The organism is Alloiococcus sp. CFN-8 (assembly GCF_049943125.1).
GTDB lineage: Bacteria > Bacillota > Clostridia > Clostridiales > Clostridiaceae > JAEXZL01.
Window position 1 is genome coordinate 1,937,840 of the sequence record NZ_CP188040.1, and the last position, 22,467, is coordinate 1,960,306.

Annotated in this window: 20 protein-coding genes; 18 read left to right on the forward strand and 2 right to left on the reverse strand. The window is 37.5% G+C overall.

The genetic code is table 11. The annotated features are described in order from the left end of the window. The first annotated feature begins 16 nt into the window (after positions 1–16). From ACPWSR_RS08920 to ACPWSR_RS08945, 6 genes are read left to right on the forward strand one after another with little or no spacing between them, the layout of a single operon-like run. Complete coding sequence (locus ACPWSR_RS08920; protein WP_426351335.1) at positions 17–1,711, forward strand: [Fe-Fe] hydrogenase large subunit C-terminal domain-containing protein; 1,695 nt, start codon at positions 17–19, stop codon at positions 1,709–1,711. After that, a complete protein-coding gene (locus ACPWSR_RS08925) occupies positions 1,704–2,879 on the forward strand; it encodes a SpoIIE family protein phosphatase (RefSeq protein WP_426351336.1) in 1,176 nt (391 codons plus the stop codon). The genes ACPWSR_RS08920 and ACPWSR_RS08925 overlap by 8 nt, the downstream gene beginning before the upstream one ends. 16 nt (positions 2,880–2,895) lie before the next feature. Beyond that, a complete protein-coding gene (locus tag ACPWSR_RS08930; RefSeq protein ID WP_426347886.1) occupies positions 2,896–3,372 on the forward strand; it encodes a complex I 24 kDa subunit family protein in 477 nt (158 codons plus the stop codon). A gap of 1 nt (position 3,373) precedes the next feature. Then, positions 3,374–5,248, forward strand: a complete 1,875-nt coding sequence (locus ACPWSR_RS08935) for an NADH-ubiquinone oxidoreductase-F iron-sulfur binding region domain-containing protein (protein ID WP_426347887.1) — start codon at positions 3,374–3,376, stop codon at positions 5,246–5,248. A gap of 3 nt (positions 5,249–5,251) precedes the next feature. Further along, the gene (locus ACPWSR_RS08940; RefSeq protein WP_426347888.1) at positions 5,252–6,952 is read left to right on the forward strand and encodes a [FeFe] hydrogenase, group A; all 1,701 of its coding nucleotides are present in this window, start codon (positions 5,252–5,254) and stop codon (positions 6,950–6,952) included. Between the two features lies 1 nt (position 6,953). Further along, a complete protein-coding gene (locus tag ACPWSR_RS08945) occupies positions 6,954–7,214 on the forward strand; it encodes a (2Fe-2S) ferredoxin domain-containing protein (RefSeq protein WP_426347889.1) in 261 nt (86 codons plus the stop codon). Between the two features lie 120 nt (positions 7,215–7,334). On the opposite strand, the gene ACPWSR_RS08950 is transcribed toward ACPWSR_RS08945, so the two are convergent. Continuing rightward, positions 7,335–8,372: a YeiH family protein gene (locus ACPWSR_RS08950; protein WP_426347890.1), complete on the reverse strand. Its 1,038-nt coding sequence runs from the start codon at positions 8,370–8,372 to the stop codon at positions 7,335–7,337. A gap of 175 nt (positions 8,373–8,547) precedes the next feature. Between ACPWSR_RS08950 and ACPWSR_RS08955 the strand changes: the two genes are divergently transcribed. The 11 genes from ACPWSR_RS08955 to ACPWSR_RS09005 all read left to right on the forward strand — a co-directional run bounded on the left by ACPWSR_RS08955 (position 8,548) and on the right by ACPWSR_RS09005 (position 20,025). Continuing rightward, entirely contained in the window at positions 8,548–8,835 is a 288-nt protein-coding gene (locus ACPWSR_RS08955) for a putative quinol monooxygenase (protein ID WP_426347891.1), read from the forward strand. Positions 8,836–9,244: 409 nt separating this feature from the next. After that, positions 9,245–10,033, forward strand: a complete 789-nt coding sequence (locus tag ACPWSR_RS08960; protein WP_426347892.1) for a histidinol-phosphatase — start codon at positions 9,245–9,247, stop codon at positions 10,031–10,033. Between the two features lie 270 nt (positions 10,034–10,303). Further along, complete coding sequence (locus ACPWSR_RS08965; protein ID WP_426347893.1) at positions 10,304–11,116, forward strand: undecaprenyl-diphosphate phosphatase; 813 nt, start codon at positions 10,304–10,306, stop codon at positions 11,114–11,116. Positions 11,117–11,350: 234 nt separating this feature from the next. Further along, positions 11,351–12,079, forward strand: coding sequence for a DUF975 family protein (locus ACPWSR_RS08970; RefSeq protein WP_426347894.1), 729 nt, complete (start codon positions 11,351–11,353; stop codon positions 12,077–12,079). A 219-nt stretch (positions 12,080–12,298) separates the two neighbouring features. After that, complete coding sequence (locus ACPWSR_RS08975) at positions 12,299–13,636, forward strand: sensor histidine kinase (protein WP_426347895.1); 1,338 nt, start codon at positions 12,299–12,301, stop codon at positions 13,634–13,636. Between the two features lie 187 nt (positions 13,637–13,823). Continuing rightward, the gene (locus ACPWSR_RS08980; RefSeq protein WP_426347896.1) at positions 13,824–14,819 is read left to right on the forward strand and encodes a Gfo/Idh/MocA family protein; all 996 of its coding nucleotides are present in this window, start codon (positions 13,824–13,826) and stop codon (positions 14,817–14,819) included. Positions 14,820–14,918: 99 nt separating this feature from the next. Continuing rightward, a complete protein-coding gene (locus ACPWSR_RS08985; protein ID WP_426347897.1) occupies positions 14,919–15,800 on the forward strand; it encodes a DegV family protein in 882 nt (293 codons plus the stop codon). 420 nt (positions 15,801–16,220) lie between these two features. Beyond that, positions 16,221–16,991, forward strand: a complete 771-nt coding sequence (locus ACPWSR_RS08990) for a DUF2087 domain-containing protein (protein WP_426347898.1) — start codon at positions 16,221–16,223, stop codon at positions 16,989–16,991. Between the two features lie 201 nt (positions 16,992–17,192). Further along, positions 17,193–18,632 carry a DEAD/DEAH box helicase gene (locus tag ACPWSR_RS08995; protein WP_426347899.1) on the forward strand — a complete coding sequence of 480 codons (1,440 nt, stop codon included), beginning with the start codon at positions 17,193–17,195 and terminating at the stop codon, positions 18,630–18,632. A 230-nt stretch (positions 18,633–18,862) separates the two neighbouring features. Further along, entirely contained in the window at positions 18,863–19,384 is a 522-nt protein-coding gene (locus tag ACPWSR_RS09000) for an NUDIX hydrolase (protein ID WP_426347900.1), read from the forward strand. A 41-nt stretch (positions 19,385–19,425) separates the two neighbouring features. Beyond that, a complete protein-coding gene (locus tag ACPWSR_RS09005; RefSeq protein WP_426347901.1) occupies positions 19,426–20,025 on the forward strand; it encodes a YdcF family protein in 600 nt (199 codons plus the stop codon). A gap of 116 nt (positions 20,026–20,141) precedes the next feature. On the opposite strand, the gene ACPWSR_RS09010 is transcribed toward ACPWSR_RS09005, so the two are convergent. Beyond that, the gene (locus tag ACPWSR_RS09010; protein ID WP_426347902.1) at positions 20,142–21,521 is read right to left on the reverse strand and encodes an MATE family efflux transporter; all 1,380 of its coding nucleotides are present in this window, start codon (positions 21,519–21,521) and stop codon (positions 20,142–20,144) included. A 116-nt stretch (positions 21,522–21,637) separates the two neighbouring features. On the opposite strand from ACPWSR_RS09010, the gene ACPWSR_RS09015 reads away from it, so the two are divergent. Continuing rightward, positions 21,638–22,300, forward strand: coding sequence for a B3/B4 domain-containing protein (locus tag ACPWSR_RS09015; protein ID WP_426347903.1), 663 nt, complete (start codon positions 21,638–21,640; stop codon positions 22,298–22,300). The last annotated feature ends 167 nt before the right edge of the window (positions 22,301–22,467 follow it).

The window sequence follows — 22,467 nt, forward strand, 5'->3', positions numbered from 1 at the left end:
CCAATACGTATATGCTTTGAGAAGGGAAAGGAAAGAGATGGCGGATTATTTAAAGCTAAAGACCTCTAACTGTAAGAATTGTTATAAATGTATTCGAAACTGTCCTGTTAAATCCATTGCTTTTTCTCAGGACCAAGCAAATATATTAGGAGATGAATGTATTCTATGTGGACAGTGTTTTGTAGCTTGTCCACAAAATGCAAAGGAGATAAGAAAGGATATTGGAAAGGCTAAGGAGCTCATAGAAAGTGGTGCTCCTATATATGTGAGCCTAGCCCCCTCCTTCGTTGCAAACTATCATAAGGTCACTCTTGCCTCAATGAGAAGGGCATTGACTAGCCTAGGCTTTTCTGAGGTGGAGGAGACAGCTATTGGTGCAACCATCGTGAAGAAGGAATATGAAAGAATGCTAGAACAGGATATAGATAAGGTAATGATTTCTTCCTGCTGCCATACAGTTAATTTACTCATTCAAAAGTATTATCCTCTAGCTATTCCTTATCTTGCTCCAGTGATTACTCCCATGGAGGCTCACTGCAGGGATATTAAAAGGAGACACCCTGAATCTAAAACCATATTCATAGGACCCTGTATCTCAAAGAAAGAAGAAGGAGAAAGATATAAGGGATATGTGGATTGTGTTCTTACCTTTGAGGAGCTCACCCTGTGGCTAAATGAGGAAGATATTCACCTGGAATATATAGAGGAGGAGCAGGATGAGGGGAGAGCAAGATTTTTTCCCGTTGCTGGAGGAATACTTAAAACCATGGACCAGAGAGAGGAATATGCTTATTTAGCTGTAGATGGTATTAAAAATTGTACAAGAGCTATTGAGGATATTATAGATGGAAAAATAACCAAATGCTTTGTGGAGATGTCTGCCTGTAATGGCAGCTGTATCGGTGGACCGGGAATGGATAGGGAGGATAGCCTTCCTATAAGAGATTATATAGCTATAAAGAGCTATGCAAAGAAGAAGGATTTTAATATAGAGGTACAAGATACTAATCGTCTTAGAAGGAGCTTTGCCTCCTGCAGCAGGCAGAGGGTGGCAATCAGTAATTTAGCCATTGAAGAGGTTTTAAATAAAATTGGTAAGACAAGACCAGAGCATGAGTTAAACTGTGGAAGCTGTGGATACAATACCTGTAGAGATAAGGCTAGGGCAGTCCTTGAGGGGAAGGCAAACCTGGCAATGTGCCTCCCTTATCTTAAAGAAAAGGCAGAGTCCTTTTCTGACATAATAATAAAAAATACACCCAACGCTATTATAGTTTTGAATGAAAGCTTTGAGGTGCAGCAGATAAATGGAGCAGCCCTAGAGCTTTTAAAGCTTAAAAATGAACAGGATATATTAGGAGATCAGGTAGTTCGGATATTAGATCCAACACCTTTTTTTGAGGCTTATCAAAAGGGTCAAAATACCTTTGAGAAGCTTGCCTATTTAGCTGATTATGGAAGATATGTAGAACAGACAGTTATATATGATAAGAGTAATAGAGTGTTGATATCTCTTATGAAGGATGTTACAGAGGAAGTAAGGCAGAGGGAAAATAAAGAAGCCTTAAGCCGCAGAACTATAGAAATAACTGATAAGGTTATAGAAAAGCAGATGCGTGCTGTTCAGGAGATAGCTTCTCTTCTTGGAGAAACTACCGCTGAAACAAAAATAGCACTAGTTAATTTAAAGGAGCTCTTAAATAATGAATGATCTCTGTATTGATGTAGGCTATGTTAGCATAAATAAATACGGTGAACAGCTCTGCGGAGACCACGTAGAGATGATTTTTAAAGAGGAAGGCTCTACGGTAATTGTACTGGCAGATGGACTGGGTAGTGGGGTAAAGGCAAGTATACTCTCTACCTTGACCTCAAAGCTTTTAGCTACCATGCTAGCTGACTCCTTAACCCTGGAGGATTGTGTGGCAGCCATGGCTTCCACCCTTCCCATTTGCAGGGTTAGAAAGGTTGCCTATTCCACCTTTACCATAATAAAGGTCACCAATAACTTAGAAGCGGATATTATTCAATATGATAATCCTAAGGTGATTTTTCTCAGAGATGGGAAGTCCTTTGATTATCCCATGGTTAGCGAAAAGATAGATAATAAAATTATATATAAATCGAAAATAAAACTTAATGAGGAGGATGTTTTTATTGCTGTTAGTGATGGTGCTGTCCATGCAGGAGTAGGTAGGACCTTGAATTTTGGCTGGCAGCGTGAAGACATAATAGATTTTATGGAAGGGATATACCAGAAGGAATTAACAGCAAAAACCTTGAGCACTATTTTGGTAGATCAGTGTAACAATCTTTATGGCGGAATGCCTGGCGATGACACCACCGCTTGTACTATTAAGGTAAGACAGCGTAAGGTAGTTAATCTTTTAATAGGACCACCTGCCATCAGCGAAGATCTTAAGAAGATGATGACCTTATTCTTTTCTAAAGAGGGTAAACATATAGTATGTGGGGGCACTACCTCCATACTAGCTGCAGAGTATTTAGAAAAGACTATAGATACAAGCTCCTTGATATATGAAGATCCAGAGATACCTCCCACAGCAAATATTGAAGGAGTAGACCTGGTGACTGAAGGAGTTATAACTATCAGCAGAGTTTTAGAATATGCTAAGGATTATTTAAAGGATAATCAGGAGTACTATCAATGGAGCTATAAAAGAGATGGAGCTTCCTTGATTTCTAGGCTTCTCTTTGAGGAGGCTACTGATATTAATTTCTATGTAGGAAGAGCAATTAATCCAGCCCATCAAAACCCGAAGCTACCTATTGGGTTTAATATAAAAATGAGATTGGTGGAGGAGCTATCAAACTCCCTAAAGCTCATGGGAAAAAAAATTAAGGTGAGTTATTTTTAATTGGAGGGTATCTAAAATGAATGAAACTTTTGATTTCACCAGGGTAGAGGATATCTTAGAAGAGCTCGGCTGTACACAGAGCTCTATCATAGCTATCCTTCAGGGAATACAGGAGGAGTACCGCTATCTTCCTAGAGAGGTGTTTCCTTATTTATCTAAAAGGCTGGGCGTAAGCCAGGCAAAGATCTATAGCGTTGCTACCTTTTATGAAAATTTTTCTCTAGAGCCTAAAGGGAAGTTTGTAATAAAGGTCTGCGATGGAACAGCCTGCCATGTAAGAAAGTCTATACCTATCCTTGATAGGCTTAGAAAAGATTTAGGCCTCACGGAAGGAAAAGCTACTACTGATGACTTAGGTTTTACTGTAGAAACCGTGTCCTGTCTAGGAGCCTGCGGCTTAGCTCCTGTAATTACTGTCAATGATAAGGTTTATCCTGCCATGACACCAGATAAGGCCACGGCACTTTTAAGTGCATTAAAGGAGGAGCTTTAGGATGCTTGGATGTAGAGAGGATCTAAAAAATGTTCGGAATATTTATAAAAGAGCGTTAAATGCTGAGAATATAAAGATATTAGTATGTGCTGGGACAGGCTGTATCTCCAGTGGTTCCTTAGAAATCTATGACTGCCTCATAGCTGAGATGGAGAAAAGGGGAATACCCTGCTCTGTTGAGCTTCAAAAGGAGCCTCATGGTGATACTGTAGGAATGAAGAAAAGTGGCTGCCATGGTTTTTGTGAGATGGGCCCCTTAGTTAGAATTGAACCAGAGGGATGGCTATATAAAAGGGTACAGCTAGCTGATTGCGAAGAAATTGTTGAAAGGACCATTTTAAGGGGAGAACATATAGAAAGACTTGCCTATGAGATGGAAGGGATTATATATAAGAAACAAGAGGATATCCCTTTCTACAATAAACAAACGAGATTGGTTCTGGAGCATTGCGGACAAATCGATGCCACCTCTATAAAGGAGTATCTTGCAATAGGTGGTTACAATGCCTTTGAAAAGGCTCTTTTTGATATGACTGGTGAAGAGATTATAGAAGAGATTTCACAGTCCAATCTAAGAGGAAGAGGGGGCGGCGGCTTCCCTACAGGCAGAAAGTGGTCACAGGTTAAAAGGCAGAAGGTTCAAGAAAAGTATGTGGTTTGTAATGGTGATGAAGGAGACCCTGGTGCCTTTATGGATAGAAGCATAATGGAGGGCGATCCTCATAGAATGATAGAAGGAATGATGATAGCTGGCCTTGCCTGCGGAGCTAGTGAGGGCTATATTTATGTCCGCGCAGAATATCCTATGGCTGTAAGCAGGCTGAAGCTAGCCATTGCCCAGGCAGAGGAGTTTGGACTCTTAGGGGAAAATATATTAGGAAGTGATTTTTCCTTTAAGCTTCACATCAACCGTGGAGCTGGTGCCTTTGTTTGTGGAGAGGGAAGCGCCTTGACTGCATCCATTGAAGGAAAAAGGGGGATGCCAAGAGTAAAGCCTCCAAGAACCGTAGAAAATGGGCTTTTTGACAAGCCTACAGTTCTTAATAATGTTGAAACCTTTGCTAATGTTCCATTGATAATAGCTAATGGAGCACAGTGGTATAAGGGTATAGGACCTGAAAAAAGTCCAGGAACTAAGGCTTTTGCCTTAACAGGTAATATTGAAAATACAGGTCTTATTGAGGTTCCTATGGGTACTACCTTGAAGGAGATAATCTTTGATGTAGGCGGTGGAATGAGAGATAATGGAGAGTTTAAGGCTGTTCAGATAGGAGGACCTTCAGGAGGCTGCCTGACTACTGAGCATTTAGACCTTCCCTTGGACTTTGATTCCTTAAAGAAGGCTGGAGCTATGATAGGCTCTGGTGGTCTGGTGGTTATGGATAGCAACACCTGTATGGTAGAGGTAGCAAGATTCTTTATGAACTTCACTCAGAATGAATCCTGTGGTAAATGTGTTCCCTGTAGAGAAGGTACTAAGAGAATGCTTGAGATTCTTGAAAATATAGTAGCTGGTAAGGGAGAGGATGGAGATATAGAGCTCCTTCTAGAGCTGGCAGAGACCATATCTGAGACAGCTCTCTGTGGCCTTGGAAAGTCTGCTGCTTTCCCTGTGGTGAGTACAATAAAATCTTTTAGGGATGAGTATGAGGCTCATATCTATGAGAAGCGTTGTCCTACAGGAGTTTGCCAGAAGCTTAAAAAGATAAAGATACATCCAGAGCTCTGCAAGGGCTGTTCCAAATGCTCTAGAGCATGTCCTGTGGGAGCTATCTCAGGAAAGATTAAGGAGCCCTTTGTGATAGATGATTCTAAATGTATTAAGTGCGCTGCCTGTATAGGAAGCTGCGCCTTCCATGCCATAGAGGAGGTATAGTTCATGAACAATAAAGAATATATGACCATAGATGGAATACCAGTGCTGATAAATGGAGAAAAGAATCTTCTTCAGCTTATAAATAAGGTTGGAATTAAGCTACCTACCTTCTGCTATCATTCCGAGCTCTCAATCTTTGGAGCCTGTAGGATGTGTATGGTGGAAAATCAGTGGGGAGGCTTAGATGCTGCCTGCTCAACACCACCTAAGGCAGGGATGGAGGTTAAAACAAATACCCAAAGACTTAGAAAGTATAGAAAGATGATATTAGAGCTTCTTCTAGCAAATCACTGCAGAGATTGTACTACCTGCAATAATAATGGTAAGTGTAAGCTTCAGGATCTTGCTATGAGATTTAATATCGAAGGGGTTCGTTTCCCTAACACGGCTTCTGAGCCCAAAATAGATGATTCCTCAGTATGTATTACTAGGGATGCTAATAAGTGCATTCTCTGTGGTGACTGTGTGAGAATGTGTAATGAGGTACAGAATGTAGGAGCCATAGATTTTGCTCATAGAGGTTCAAAGATGACTATAAGCACTGCCTTTGATGAACCCATTGCCTCCTCTCCTTGCGTGGGCTGTGGCCAGTGTGCTGCTGTTTGTCCTACAGGTGCTATAGTGGTAAAAAATGATGTGAGCAAGGTGTGGAAGGCCTTAGATAATCCGGGAATAAAGGTTACAGCCCAGATAGCACCAGCTGTACGAGTTGCCTTAGGAAAGGAGCTTGGCCTTGCGCCAGGAGAAAATGCCATGGGTAAGGTTGTGGCAGCCCTTCGCAGAATGGGCTTTGATGAGATCTATGACACCTCCACTGGTGCAGATTTAACAGTTCTTGAGGAGTCTAATGAACTTTTAAAAAGACTTAATAAGGGAGATACTAAGGGCCCTCTGTTTACCTCTTGCTGTCCAGCCTGGGTAAGCTTCTGTGAAAAAAATTATCCTGAGCTAATGAAGGATGTGTCTACCTGTAAGTCTCCCATGGAGATGTTTGCTGCACTTATTAAGGAGGAGAATAAGAACTCCAGCAGAAAGCCTGTTCATGTAGCTATTATGCCCTGTACAGCTAAAAAGTTTGAGGCAGTGAGAGAGGAGTTTATTATTGATGGAGCGCCTAGTGTAGATTATGTACTCACTACCCAGGAGCTTATTCAGATGATAAAGGAAGCAGGAATCATATTCTCTGACCTAGACCCTGAAGCTATAGATATGCCCTTTGGTACCATGACGGGAGCAGGGGTAATCTTTGGAGTTACAGGAGGTGTTACGGAAGCTGTTCTTAGACGCCTTACTACAGACAAGTCCTCCACAGGGTTAATGACCTTATCCTATCAGGGAGTAAGGGGCATGGAGGGAGTTAAGGAAACCTCAATAATGTATGGCGATAAGGAATTGAAGATAGCCATAGTTAGCGGCTTGAAAAATGCCAGTGACCTTATTGAAAGAATTAAAGCAGGAGACCATTATGACTTTGTAGAGGTAATGGCTTGCCCTGGAGGCTGTGTAAGCGGTGCAGGACAGCCTTTTGGAAGATTTGAGGAAAAAGAGCTAAGGGGAGCTGGTCTTTATTCTGCTGACAAGCTCTGCAATGTAAAGAGGTCTGAGGAAAATCCTCTTATGATGGAGCTCTACAACGGTATCCTTAAGGGAAGAGTTCATGAGCTTCTCCATGTTCATTATAAGGAAGACAAGGGGGCACATTAAAATGGTAAAGTTAAATGTTTGTATAGGCAGTGCCTGCCACATAAAAGGTTCCTATAATATAATTCAAACCTTTCAGCAGCTTCTAGAGGAGAGGAAGCTTCATGACAGTATAGACTTTAAAGCTAGCTTCTGCATGAAGAGCTGTAATAATAGTGGGGTGTCCATTTCTGTTAATGGTGAGACCTATGACGTTCAGCCTGAACGAGCAGAAGGCTTCTTTGATGAGGTTATACTTCCTCTTCTTACAGCTGAGGAAGTGTAAGCTTAGAGCTTTTGACTAAGGTGTGAATATTAGCAAATAAGCTAGGACAACGGGAAATTTAACCTGTTGTCCTTTTTCATTTACTTAAATATTAGGCTCTGTTAAAGAGTGATATTGATACTATAATAAACCGCTTAGATACTGCACCAGTAATGAAGAAAGGGCTACAGCTATCCAGCAGATTAAGCCTAGAAGAATAGGTGCAAAGCCGCTTTTTAAAAGCTTGGGAAGATTGGTATTAAGTCCAATAGCTGCCATGGCCATGGTTATCATGAATTTCCCTACAGTTACCAGGGAGGATGTAAAGGCTGAAGGAAGCTTCACAAAGGTGTTAAATACAGCGGCCAATAAAAAGAACAATATGAAGTAGGGGAATATTTTTCTTATACTATAGCTGCTAGTTCCTTGCTTCTTTTCCTTTCTAGCTCGGTATAGGGCCAGGAAAAAGGTTATAGGTATGATTGCCAGTGTTCTGGTAAGCTTAATTATAGTTGCTAGGGTTAGCGCTGTGTCATTACCGGCAGCATTGCTCCAGGTGGTGGCAGCAGCTACTACAGAGGAGGTATCATTTACTGCGGTACCAGCCCAGATACCAAAGCCGCTATCGGTCATGGAAAGAAGTTGTCCCAGGTATGGGAACACAAGGGCTGCAATTACACTAAATAGAAATATAGTGGATATGGCCCTGGCTACATCCTCCTCCTCCGCAGAGATGACTGGAGAAGTAGCTGCTATAGCTGAGCCCCCACAGATTGATGAGCCTACACCGATGAGTATTGTAGTTTTAGAAGGAAGCTTTAATAGTCTTCCGGCTATATATGCTGTAATTAATGCGGTGGAGATAGTGGTAATTATTATAAGTAAGGACTCTTGTCCAACTTTTATGATATTGAATAAATTCATATCAAAGCCTAAAAGAATAATTGAATATTGAAGCACCTTTTTAGAAGTAAAGCTTATCCCTGGGTTTAAGTCGGAGCTTCTTGGTAAAAAGGCTATTATAAAACCTAATAGTATAGCCAGTACTGGCGCTCCTATCACTGGAAAGGTCCTCCCTATTATCCAGGCAGGAATAGCGATTATAAAGGGTAAAAGCATTCCCTTCCATATGGGAGCAGGCTTCTTACTTTGCTTAGAATTAGAATTTTTATTATACATTATTTTACTCCTATGATAAATGACATATCCATATTGTAACTAAAATATTTTCTTTTTACAAAATAAATATAAATTTTAATATTATTGACTGAATTATTATTCTGGGATGTTATAATTTTAATAGAGTATTTATATAAATGGATAGGCAATAATTATCTGTAAGGGGAGAGTTAATATGATTAGAGTTATTGCAAGCAAAAGGGTTAAAGAGGACAAGCTTCAAGAGGTATTAAGGATCACGGAGGAGCTAGTCCGGGAAACAGTTAAGGAAAAAGGCTGCATAAGCTACGAGGGTTATCAAGACATCAATGATCCACAAAAGATAATAATCCTTGAGGCTTGGGAAAGTGAAGAAGACTTGAAAGCCCATCAAGAAACAGACCACTTTACCCGCCTTGTGCCCATGATGGGTGACATGACTGAGGAAAATTATGGAGTGAATATATTAAAAAAAGTATTTTGAAAAATTTGTTATGTAAAGAAACATAACTAACAAACCATCCACTTTGAAGTGCCCCCCTATTGTTAGACAGCTATGAGTTTAATGAAGAGGACACTTAATCTTGGGTGGTTTTTCCTTTGATATTTTAATGGATTATGCAAAAGCTAAATAAGAGAGCTTTGTGGTATAATTAAGCTTGGCTGAAAAATGAGATCTGATAGAGAAAATGCTATTTTAGAAGCAAATTATTATTATATTATAAGTAGGCTTAATTAAGGATAGAGATTTATTTCATTAATATAGGTTTATATAAGAATAGAGATTTATTAGATTAGCGAAGCTTTATCTAAGGATAAAGTTAATTATATTAGCAGTAAAAGGAAAGGAAGTGAAAGATTAGAGCGCCCTTAGCTGTGCTCTAATTATACATATGAAGACAAACTATCATACTCATACTCCCAGGTGCAAGCATGCCTATGGATGTGAGGAGGATTATATTAAAAGTGCCATTAAAGCAGGTTTCAAAACCTTAGGTTTTTCTGATCATTCTCCTTGGCCTGAGGTTAAGGACAGCATGGTTTCTTCCATCAGAATGGATGTGGAAGAGCTTGATGATTATGTAGAAACCTTAAGAGCTTTAAGGGATAAGTATAAGGATGAAATTGAAATTCTCATTGGACTAGAATGTGAGTACTTTCCAGAGCGTATGAACTGGCTCAGGGAAATTATAAAAACAAAGAGCTTAGATTACATAGTATTAGGTGTTCATTTCGCTGAAGAGGGAAAGGATGGCTTCAGCAAATATCTAGGTAGGAATTGTAATGAAGAAGATGTGCACCTCTATCTTAAGAACTGCATAGAAGCCATGGAAACAGGCATCTTTACTTATCTGGCACATCCGGATTTATTTGTACGAGGCTATGGAAGATGGGATGAGAAAGCTGAAGCTGTGAGCAGGGCAATATGCCAGAAGGCATTAGAGCTGAACATGCCATTAGGTTATAATTTAAATGGCTATGCAGTATTTAAGGGGACCGATGTTATAGGCTATCCTTATGAGGGCTTTTGGAGGATAGCAGCCGAGATAGGCTGTCAGGTACTGATAGAATATGATGCCCACGATCCTGAATTTTTAGAGGATGAAGAGATTTTTAATGAAGCAGAGACATTCCTTAAGAGTATTGGCTGTAAGGTCATAGATGAGCTGATTTTGTCCTAAAGAAGGATATGCTCAATTACTCATTTTTTGAATAGAATATAACCATAATAAATACCAATAAAAGATGGCTTTCCTAGAGCTATCTTTTTTTATTTTATCATAATTGTGGGAAAGACTAGCTTTATGTTATCCTAAGGAATTTCACCTCTATTATATGGTTATGGTAGGTTAAGGATTTATACCTAAATTATATGATTTGGGGCATATTACCTTTTCTGCCTCATATGTATAAAAGTAAAGATAATTAATAGGGGTATTTGGAGGACAACCATGGTGATAAATGAAATACTCAAGGCAATAATCTTGGGGATAATTCAGGGAATAACGGAATGGTTACCTGTGAGCAGTACAGGTCATTTGATTATAGTAGAGGATATTATAAGCTTTCAGCTATCTGATTATTTTGTGGAGGCCTTTATGGTTATTGTTCAGCTGGCTTCTATAATGGCTGTAATACTTCTATTTTTTAAGAAGCTAAATCCATTTCTAAAGGACAAGGATAAGGAGCAAAGAACGGAAGACTTAAAATTATGGATTAAAATATTCTTAGCCACAATGCCCGCTGCAATAGCAGGCTACCTCTTTGAGGACAAGATAGAAGGGGTACTTCAAAAACCGCTGCCCATAGCTGCAGCCTTAATTTTTTATGGATTGATTTTTATTATTATTGAAAATAGAGATCGACAGGGAAGGATAGAAAAATTTAGTGACTTAAATTATGGAAGAGCTATGCTTATAGGGTTATTTCAGATGCTTGCTCTGATACCAGGAACAAGCAGGTCCGGTGCTACAATAATTGGGGGAATGGTACTGGGAGCCTCCAGGACTATAGCAGCAGAGTTTTCCTTTTTTCTCTCTATTCCTATAATGGTTGGAGCAGGCTTCTATAAGCTGTTAAAGCTTGGCACCTCGCTTAATGCCCTGGAGTGGCTTGTGCTGGGAATTGGCTCTCTAACGGCTTTTTTAGTCTCTATAATTATAATAAGCTTTCTCATGGATTACATTAAGAAAAGGGATTTTAAGCTCTTTGGATACTATAGAATTATATTGGGAATCGTGGTCATATTGTATTTTTATATATAAAGGATTTCCTTTAGAGAATTAAGGATGATTACAATAACTATATATTTGATAAAATTAATAAAAATTGTAGTAATTGTTATTTTATTATCAGTGACTATGGTAAAATATAGTTAAAGTTATTGCAAAATATGTAAAATACCTTAGTGCTGTAGAGTGTGTTAAGGAATGGGTAATTATTGATATTGTATTTTGATTTAAAAGTGAAATGAAAATTATAAGGGAGGGGGAATTATTTTGTTTGCAAGTGATTTTAGAAGAAGGGCAAGAGAGGTTTTATCAGGTAGGTGGGCATTAGCGATAGGAGTATCAATTATAGCAGTTATTCTTGGAACTGATGCTCGTGCTAATGAAGTTATAACTAGAAGAATACAAGAGGGTGAAGATGGCTATTTTAGCTTTTTTGATTTATTATCCTTTATTGGACTTGAGGGAACTCCTTTTTATAATAGTATGTTGAGTATAGCCTTATTTTGGTTCTTGGTTATCTTTATTGTAGGTGGAGCGATAAAGCTTGGAAATTGTAAATTTAATATAAACCTGAATAGGAATGCCGGTGCAGAATTTGATGATTTATTTTCTTGTTTTAATATTTTTGGGAAAGCATTTCTCCTACGTTTATTAACTGAGATATATGAATTTTTATGGACATTACTTTTGGTAATTCCTGGAATAATTGCTTATTATAGATATGCCATGGCTCCTTATATCATGGCCGAGGATACTTCATTAACAGCTTCTGAGGCTATTGCTAAATCTAAAGAAATGATGTTAGGTAATAAGTGGAGACTATTTTGTCTTGATATCAGTTTCATAGGATGGGGCTTGTTGGCCGTTATTCTAACCTTAGGAATAGGCTTGTTATGGCTAAATCCATATATGGAAGCCTCCAGAGCAGCTTTTTACATTGAATTAAGAGGAGATAATGGAGAAGAGCAAGGGATAGAAGGAACTGAGCTTACTTAGATGAAGACACTATTGTAATTAATTTTATAAGCTATTATTGAGTTTAAAGCTTAAAAAACCTAAGAACAGCTGTCGGTTTACGGCTGTTTTTTTAGACTTAAAATTTAATAAATTGTTAATTTGTATATCTCTATGAGAAAATTAGTCGTTGTTATATAATATATTTAAAAGAAAATTTTGTATTTATCGACATTAGCTCCCTAGGAGGTGACAATAGCTTTGTTATTAATACTAATAGTGACCATAATCGTGCAGATTTATTCTTTTTTGTGGATTACTAATTATCTGTTTGATTTCGAGGAAAGGCCTAATAACTTAATGACACTATCAGCTATTGTTGTCTATATAGTTAATGGTGTTTTTTTTGCCTATATAAATTTTGATTTTAATGGAAGATATCTAATCATATTTTGTCCACTATTAATTAATCTTTTAATCTATAGAAAGAATATTTATAGCTCAGTATTAGGGTTTACCTTGGCATACACCTTTAATATATTTGCTGTAAGTGGAAGTCTAATAATAGTTTATTATTTAAGCAAGTTAAGTAATCAGGATATAAATATATATTCTTCTCCACTATCATATATCTTAATAGGAAGTATTTATCTTATAGCTTTTATAGCAAGAAAGAGAATAGTCAGCTTTTTAAGCTCTATAAAGTTATTTTCAAAGCAATTATTTATCCCCGTAGCTTTAGGACTGATCTTAGGAGTTTTAGCTGTCGATACTACTAATTGGAGGATTCTTCCCACGGATGATTTGATAATTATGGAGAATTTTTTTATGGAGTTAGAGAATAGCTCATTTTTAAAAGAGGTGCATAACTCATTTTTAAAAGAGGTGCATAACTTTTTGTACAGCATATTAATAATAATCTCTATTATGAGCTTTTTTTATTTAAAGAGGTTGGGAGAAAAAGCATCTAAAATGAAGGCCTTGAATAGGAGTCTTACGGAAAAGATTACTGAGCTTCAAAAGCTTAAGCATGATTATGGAAGTGAGATAAGCGGTCTTTATGGACTTTATAAGCTAGGAGATTATACAAGGCTAGAAAAAATGCTTAAGGATATTATTAAAAGATATGCACTTATAGATGTTGACGGACAGATGAGCTTAGAAGCTTCCGCCATTGTTAAGACTCTATTCACATCAGTTAATGGTAAGAAGATAAATATAAGGATACGGGATGAAGGAAGCTATAGTAATATTGTCTTATCTGAGCCGGAGCTTTATAAGATTTTGAGCAATATAATAAGAAATGCTGTAGAAGCTTTAGAGGGCGTAGAAGGAGCTGGGATAAATTATAATAGCTATAATGGTTATAAGAAGCTTGTAATTGATATTGAAAATATAGGACAAGGTGTACCAATAATTACTGAAGAAGCCTTAAAGAATATTTATAGTCCAGGCTATAGCACTAAGGGAAAGGATAAGGAAAGAGGATACGGACTTGCAATAGTTAAAGAGTTTATTGATAGTGTTGGAGGAAAGATAATTATTATAAGTAAAGAAAATAGTACCTTATTCAGGCTGGAGATTCCAAGAATGGAATAATTTTTTTGTGAGAAAATTATTCCTATTTTTTTTACTTTTATATGTTTTTATAAGTGAATTGTTCTTTTATTATTAGTATAATAAAAATATAAAGGCTATAAATATAATTATGATAATAATGAAGGAATTATAAGTAATAGATTTGTATTGCCAGATGTACAATTAAGTTATAAAAAGGAGAAATTATATGAGTAAACCAGTGAGATTTGGCATTATAGGAACTAATACCATATCCCATACCTTTATGGAAGGCGCACTCCAGCTTAAGGATTTTCAGCTGACGGCAGTATATTCTAGGAAAGAAGCTACAGGGAGAGCCTTTGGAGAGAAGTATGGGGTTAAAAGTATATTCACTGATTTAGAGGAGTTAGCAAAAAGTGATTTGATAGACGCTATATATATTGCTTCACCTAATGCGTTTCATTACAGTCATGCCATGACATTTTTAAATAATGGAAAGCATGTTCTTTGTGAAAAGGCCTTTGCTTCTAATTTAAGAGAAGCAAAAGAAATGGTAGAGGCTGCTAGGGCTAATAATCTATTGATAATGGAAGGAATGAGGAGCACCGTAGTACCTAATTTCCTTGCCATAAAAGAAAATTTACACAAGCTTGGTACCATAAGAAGAGCTATATTCAGCAAATGTCAGTACTCTTCTAGATATGACAAGTATAAGGCAGGAGTTGTGATGAATGCTTTTAAAAGAGAGCTATCTAATGGAGCCTTAATGGACATTGGTATTTATTGCATTCATCCTATTATTGAGCTTTTTGGTAGTCCAAAGGAGATTATTGCCAGTAGTCAGTTCCTTGATTCAGGTGTAGATGCTCAGGGAACTGCTATTTTAAAATATGCACAAATGGATGCAATAATGCTTTATTCAAAGGTAAGTAATTCTTGTCTTCCCTGTGAAATTCAGGGAGAGGAAGGGGTGCTGACCTCCTCGGATATCTACGATTTTAATAATTTGACTATAAGATACAGAGATGGAAGCGAGGAAGTGATTTCAAAGCCTCAAGAGATGGATAATATCTGCTATGAAATCGATGAGTTTATAAAGCTTGTTCAGCAGGGGGAGACAGAATCTCAATTAAACAGTCATGAAAGGACTATTGAAGCTATAAAGGTGATGGATGAAATAAGGAGGCAGATAGGCCTAATATACCCTGCCGATGAAAAATAACCGTCTTTGATTATAATTCACAGCTATTTTTAACAAAAGTCTATAAATTTTAACATATTTATGTAATAATACAGCTATAACAATTTGGGGGAGATAATTATGAAAGATTATATACTAATGACTGACTCTTGCTGCGATTTACCAAGAGAGTATATTGAAGAAAAAAATGTTCCGTTTGTAAGCTTGACTTGCAGATTTAAGGATAGAGAATATAAGGATGATTTTGGAGTATCTCTTAAGCATAAAGAATTCTATAAAGGAATGGAGGAGGGAGAAGTACCTAAGACCTCTCAGCCAAGCCCTGATGAATTTTATAGTGCTTTTAAAAAATATGCTGAGGAAGGCAAAGACATAATATATGTATGTGTATCCTCAGGATTAAGTGGAACCTACAACAGTGCAAATATAGCAAAAGGAATGATTCAGGATGAGAATCCTGATGTAAATATAGAAATAGTAGATATTTTAACTGCTTCCTTAGGACAAGGCTTCATGGTTATGGAAGCCATAAAACTCAAGGAAGAAGGAGCTACCTTCCAGGAAGTAAAGAGCTTCTTAGAGGAAAGCAAATGGAAGCTGAATACCTTTATCACCGTAGACGACTTGATTCACCTAAAAAGAGGGGGACGTATATCCTCTACAGCAGCCTTCCTAGGTGGATTAATGAGCCTCAAACCCATAATAGCCATCAACAATCAAGGTAAGGTTGATGTTATCCAAAAGGCTAGAGGAAGAAAATCAGCCCTTAAGGATCTAGCAAAATACATAATAAACAACATAGAGAATCCAGAAACCACCACCATGTACATAGGTCACTGCGATGCTATCGAGGATGCCCAAAAGCTCAAAGAAATAATACTAGAAAAAATTAATCTCAAAGAGGTTGTAATTAACTTCATTGGCCCTGTAGTAGGTGTTTATGGAGGCCCAGGAGCCCTTGCCGCCTTCTTTGTTGGCAAGCCTAGGTATGCTGCTTCTTAGTAGATTATTAGGACAAATATTAGTTCCTATTATAACCAAGCTTCTCAGTTCTTTGGTGACATTCACCATTATGTAAACCAAATATTTATTAGTAGTTAAGGAGAATGAAATGTTTATTTTGACATTTTATTCTCTTTTTTATTGTAATTATGAAAGGACGCTAAAGGAAGCCATAATAAAAGGTTAGAAGGGAGCTATCAAAAAGTCGAGATGGGGTATTCTTAAAATGATAAGAGATTACTTATATTGTTAAGTGAACAAAGAAAAATATTAAACTTAAATAATATTTGTTTATTTATACACAAACAAAATGTAAATATGTTGACAGTAAATTTTTGTAAGTATATACTTATATTATTAAAAGGCTTATATGTACTAGGAAAAATATATAAGATACGATATAAGGGGTGAATTAATAAAATGCCAAATAAAAACGACGATAACTTTTGGAACGCCTCAATAGAGGAAATTAAGCGAGGCTATGCTAAGGAAGAAAAGGAAATATGCTGCCTTGTGTGCTCAGAAGCTTTTACCAAGGGAAGAATATATGAAATAGATGGTATGCTCTTTGATGCCCAAAAAGCAGCAGAGCTCCATGTGGAGAGGGAGCATGGTTCCATGTTTAACTACATTTTAAATATGAACTCCTCCTTTACAGGACTTTCTGATGTACAGGGAGAGCTCTTAGCACTTTTTAAAGAAGGGATATCTGATAAAGAGGTGGCTGAAAGAATGAAGATAGCTCCTTCCACAGTGAGGAACCACAGATTCAAGCTTAGAGAAAAGGAAAAGCAGGCCAGGCTATTCCTTGTATTGATGGATTTATTGAAGGAAGAAGCTGATAAGGATATAAGGAATACAGATAAAGGGCTTATATCGGATCCTCATAAAACAGCTACTACCTTAGATGACCGCTTTAAAATTACTGAGGAAGAGAAGATAAAGGTTATTTCCACCTACTTCGATGAAAATGGAGCTCTGAAAAGCTATCCAGCCAGGGAAAAGAAAAAGGTAATAGTTCTTGAGACTATTGCTAAAAGCTTCAAGCCTAAGAAAAAATATACTGAAAAAGAAGTTAACAGAACTCTCCAGAGGATTTTCGAGGACTATGCAACCCTAAGACGAGCTCTAATAGAATATGGATTCCTCGACAGAACTAACGATGGCTCAGGCTATTGGGTAAAAGAGTAGCCTAATAGCTTGCCAATGCGAACACTTTCTCACTTCTATGGTGCCATCCACATTCTATACGAACACTTTCTCACTTCTATGGTGCCATCCACATTCTATAATATTGCAATTTCCTTCATTTATCGCTATAGTTATATGTACTAATAAGGAAAAATACAGAAACTAATAATAAAATATATATAGAAAAGGATTGAAATTAATATGGAAAAGGAATACGGCCACAATTTCAGTGAGGAAATACTGAAGGCTCTGGAGGAGCTTGGCTATACAAAGCCTACGGAGGTGCAGGAGAGGGTAATTCCACTCGCACTAGAGGATAAGGATATAGTTGTTCAGTCACAGACTGGTAGCGGAAAGACAGCGGCCTTTGGAATTCCTCTCTGTGAGAAGATAAGCTGGGAGGAGAATAATCCTGTGGGATTAGTTTTAACTCCCACAAGAGAGCTAGCGGTGCAGGTGAAGGAGGAGCTTACTAATATCGGAAGATTTAAGAGGCTGAGAGTAGCTGCGCTATTTGGTAAACAGCCCTTTTCTTATCAAGAAAGGGAGCTGAAGCAGAAGACTCATATTGCTGTGGGTACTCCTGGTAGGGTTCTTGATCATCTAAATAGAGGAACCTTAAAGGGTGATGAAATCAGATACCTAATTATTGACGAGGCCGATGAGCTTTTAAAGATGGGATTTATTGAAGAGGTGGGAGAGATTATTAGTTATCTTCCTAAGGATAGGGTAACTATGCTCTTTTCTGCTACCATGCCTGAGAGAATAAAGAGCCTCTGCACTAAATATATGAAGTCCTACGAAAGCATAAAGATAGAAAGTGAAGGGATAACTGCTTTGAATATAAAGCACTATCTTTATGAGGTTAAAGAAGATAAGGATTGGCTTCTCATGGATATAACTAAGGTGGAGAACCCTGATAGCTGCATAATCTTTTGTAATACCAAGGAAGCCGTTGACAGGCTTTATAATAAGCTGAAGGCTAAGGATTATCCCTGCAATAAGCTCCATGGAGGGTTAGAGCAGGATGATAGATTAAGGATTATGAAGGACTTTAAGCTAGGTAAGTTTATTTATCTTATCACCACTGATGTGGCTGGAAGAGGAATAGACATCGATAATGTAAATCTAGTGGTTAATTATGATATCCCTGAGGTAAAGGAAGGCTATGTTCATAGAACGGGAAGAACAGGAAGAGCTGGGAAAGAAGGAACAGCAATAACCTTTATCAATGAAGACAGACAGGAAAGATTTTTAAAGGATATTGAAGAGTATATAGGCTTTTCTCTGGAAAGAAGGCAAGTGCCTAGTCGTTCAGAAGTAGATAAAGCGAGGGATGCCTTTGAGAATAAGATAGCCTCAAAGCCAAAAATCAAAGAGGAAAAAGGCCACAAGCTAAATAAGAGCATAACTAAGCTTTACTTTAATGGCGGTAAGAAGAAAAAGCTGAGAGCTGTGGATTTTGTAGGTGCTATATGCAGAGTCCCTGGAATTACTGCAGAAGACATAGGGATAATTGATATACAAGAGAATATTACTTATGTAGAAATCCTAAATAACAAGGGAGAGGAAGTCCTTAAAGCCATGAAGGACTCTACTGTTAAAGGGAAACAGCTGAAGGTACAAAAGGCAAAGAATTAGAATATAATATGGGATAAGGGAAAAGACTGTGGAAGCATAGGAATCTTAAGCTTCTCAGTCTTTCATTTTTCTCGGGGAAATATTATACCTGATAAAAATATAGTACCGGGGCATGATTAATAAGCTTTTGAGGTTATGGTACAAATTGTATATAATTATAGATAGAGATCTATTAGGAGCGAAAGCGGTATTACAATAATTATTTTGATTTTGAGAAATGAGGTTGGATTATGCAGGAGGAATACTGGAATATTTATGATATAGATAGAAACCTTACAGATAGGATTCATAAAAGAGGAGTACCAATGGCAGAAGGAGATTATCACCTGGTGGTGCATCTTTGCATCTTTAACTCTAAAGGTGAGCTTCTCATACAAAAAAGACAACCTTGGAAGAAGGGCTGGTCTGGTCTCTGGGATCTCACTGTAGGAGGCTCTGCAGTCCTAGGAGAAAGCAGCAGGGAAGCCGTGGAAAGAGAAGCCAAGGAGGAGCTAGGAATAGATGTAAATCTTGAAGGCCATAGACCCTTTATGACTATAAACTTTGAACAAGGCTTTGATGACTACTGGATGATAGAAAAGGATATTCCCTTAGAGAGCTTAACTCTCCAATATGAAGAGGTTGCCGATGCCAAGTGGGTTAATGAAGAGGAGCTTAAGGCAATGGTGGAAAAGGGAGAATTCATCAATTACTTCTTTATAGATAATATCTTCAAACTTAAAGGACACTGGGGATCAGTCCTTGATAGTTAACGGTACAGAGTATTTGTTTTATTATTTTTAGGGGGGATATGATGAAGGATATTAATAAAGATATTAGTGATTTTATATTCGTTGAAGATATTCCACAAAAAGCAGATGCCATAATGATAACAGGAGGCTCTTATCCAGAAGCAGCGGAAATGGCTGCAGACCTTTGGAAAAGTTCTTATGCTCCTGTTATATTTATAGGTGGAGGAGTAAGTATCAAGACGGGAAGGTTTCCAGGACCACGGTCAAATAGAGAAATATATAACAAAGAATATGAAACAGAATATGATTTTTATAAGGATGTTCTTCTATTGAATGGAGTTCCTGAAGAGGCTATAGTTGGTGAAAATAAATCAGGCTTTACAAGAGAAAATGCTGTATTTACAAGGAAGGTTGTTGACGAGCATAATATAAAAATAAACAAGGTGCTTTTGATATGCAAATCATTTCATGCACGACGAAGCTTAATGTTTTATCAATCGGCTTTCCCCAAGGTTGAATTTTTGGTGATTCCCTATAATGTCTCTAATATTACCAAAAAGAACTGGTTTTTATCAGAGTATGGTGTTAAGCGAGTCCTAGGAGAGCTGAAAAGATGTGGTGATCAATTCACAATGGAGGATATAAATAACTTTATAGAATAAAGGCTGTTTCCTTATGAAATTTTCTGCTTTATGCCATATTTCTAGTATTATTTTATAGATTAATAAAAAGGCTTTTAAGATAAACTATGAATATCTTAAAAGCCTTTAGTTATATATTAAACTTTAGAGGTTGAGAGTTCTTTTATTCTCTCTTTTTTCTTGAGAACCTTCCATACCATCAGAAGCATGGTTATGTAGCAGGCTGCCCCACCTATGAAGTTGGATACAGGCTCAGCGAGGAATACTCCAGTGGTGCCGAGATTATTTATCCTTGGCAGGTAGAGGGTTAAGGGTATTACTATGATGGCTTTTCTTAATAATGAAAAGAATATAGCTTGTCTAGATTTCCCTAGGGCTACAAAAACCGATTGTCCAGAAAACTGTAGGGACATCATAAAGAAGCCAAAGAAATAAAGCCTTAAGGATGGAATTCCTTTACTTACTATATCAGCATTATTATCGAATATGCTTATGAAAAATCCAGGGAAGGCATAAATCACTGCCCAGACTACAGTGGTATAGATTATGCAGGCTATGGAGGTAAAGGAAATAGCCTTTCTTACCCTTTTGTACTCCTTGGCACCATAATTGTAGCCCATAACTGGCTGTGCGCTGTTGGTTATTCCACGAACTGGCATCATGGTCATTTCTCTAATGGTGTTTATAACAGTCATTATACCAACGTATAAATCACCACCATAGAGCTGGAGGGTAGAATTTGCAGCTATTTGAACCAGGCTGTTGGTTACGGCCATGATAAAGCCTGACATACCTAAGGTGACAATTCTCTTCATTCTTTTAGCCTTCAGCTTAAAGCACTCTGGCTTAAGCTTTAAGATGGTCTTTTTTCCTGTAAGAAATTTAAAAATCCATAGGGCAGAAATAAACTGAGAGATTATCGTGGCCAGTGCAGCACCGGAAACTCCCATATCCAGAAGAAAAATAAAGATCGGGTCTAATATTATGTTAGCTACTGCTCCTATAGCTACGGTAGTCATACCTATTCTGCCGAAGCCTTGAGCATTGATGAAGCTGTTCATACCAAGGCCAACCATCACAAAGACGCTGCCTAAAAGATATATGGTTATGTAGCTGTTAGCATAGGGAAAGGTAGCATCACTAGCTCCAAATAGATAAAGCAAAGGTTCCTTAAATATAAGACCTAACAAGGTGAGTAGTACACCAAAAATTAAAAGCATAACAAAGGTGTTTCCCATGATAAGCTCTGCTTCCTTTTCATTTCCTCTCCCTCTTTCTATGGAGAAAAGAGGAGCACCACCCATACCAAAGAGGTTGGTAAAGGCTGTAATCATTGTTATTATAGGCAGGGCTACTCCTAGACCCGTCAAGGCTAGAGTTGAATTCTCCGGTAGATTGCCTATATAGATTCTATCTACTACATTGTAAAGTACATTTATAAGCTGTGCTAGTGTCATTGGTAGTGCAAGCTTTAAAATATTTCCTACGACACTACCTTTAGAGAAATCATTTTTCATTGCTACATCTCCTTTTAACAATATAATAATAGCACTAAAAAGCATAAATATACAAATGAGGAAGTTTAATGATATACTTAAAAAATATGAATATATAGGTGCAGAGGTGATGATTAGTGAAAATAGTTAATATTAGTCAGGAGATTAAAGAACTGATTCCTGAAGCAAGCCTTGGAATATTACAGTGCGGAGTTAAGGTTGAAAAGAGTAATAAGGAGCTAATTAAAATTCTTGACTATACCCTAGGAGTAGCAGCTGAGACTCTTGAAGGTGGTAATATTACTGACTACCCTCATATAGGAGCCACAAGAAAGGCTTATAGAGCATTAGGTAAGGATCCTACTAAGTACAGAAATTCAGCGGAGGCAATGCTAAGAAGAACAAAGCAGGGGAAGGGACTTTATCATATAAACAATGTGGTAGAGGTAAACAATATACTTTCCATAGCATCAGGATTTTCTTTGGGAACTTATGATACATCTAAGATCCGGGAGGAAATACTTTTGGAAAGAGCTGTAGAGGGCTCCCAGTATGAGGGCATAGGAAAAGAGCTTCTAAACATAGAATATCTTCCTGCTCTTAAGGATGACTCAGGCTACTTTGGCAATCCCACCAGTGATAGTACTAGGGCAATGATTACAGAGAGTACCGAGGAGATAATTATGGTGATTTACTCCTTTGAGGGGGAAGAAGGACTAGAGGAGCTTTTGGATAAAGCCATTGAGCTTTTGAAGGTTCACTGCTCTGGAGAAGACTTCCAGAGAGCTATAATTACATAGAGATGATTTATTATGTCATAGGTTAAATTTATCTTGACAACCCAAAGAAACTCTAATAAACTTTTTCATAAGATAGATAATTGTATTTTATTTTGGTGCATAATACTTTAATTTGGTCCTGTGAGGCCAGAAAGGAGCATGAATATGTGTGTTTTTTTGCTACATAA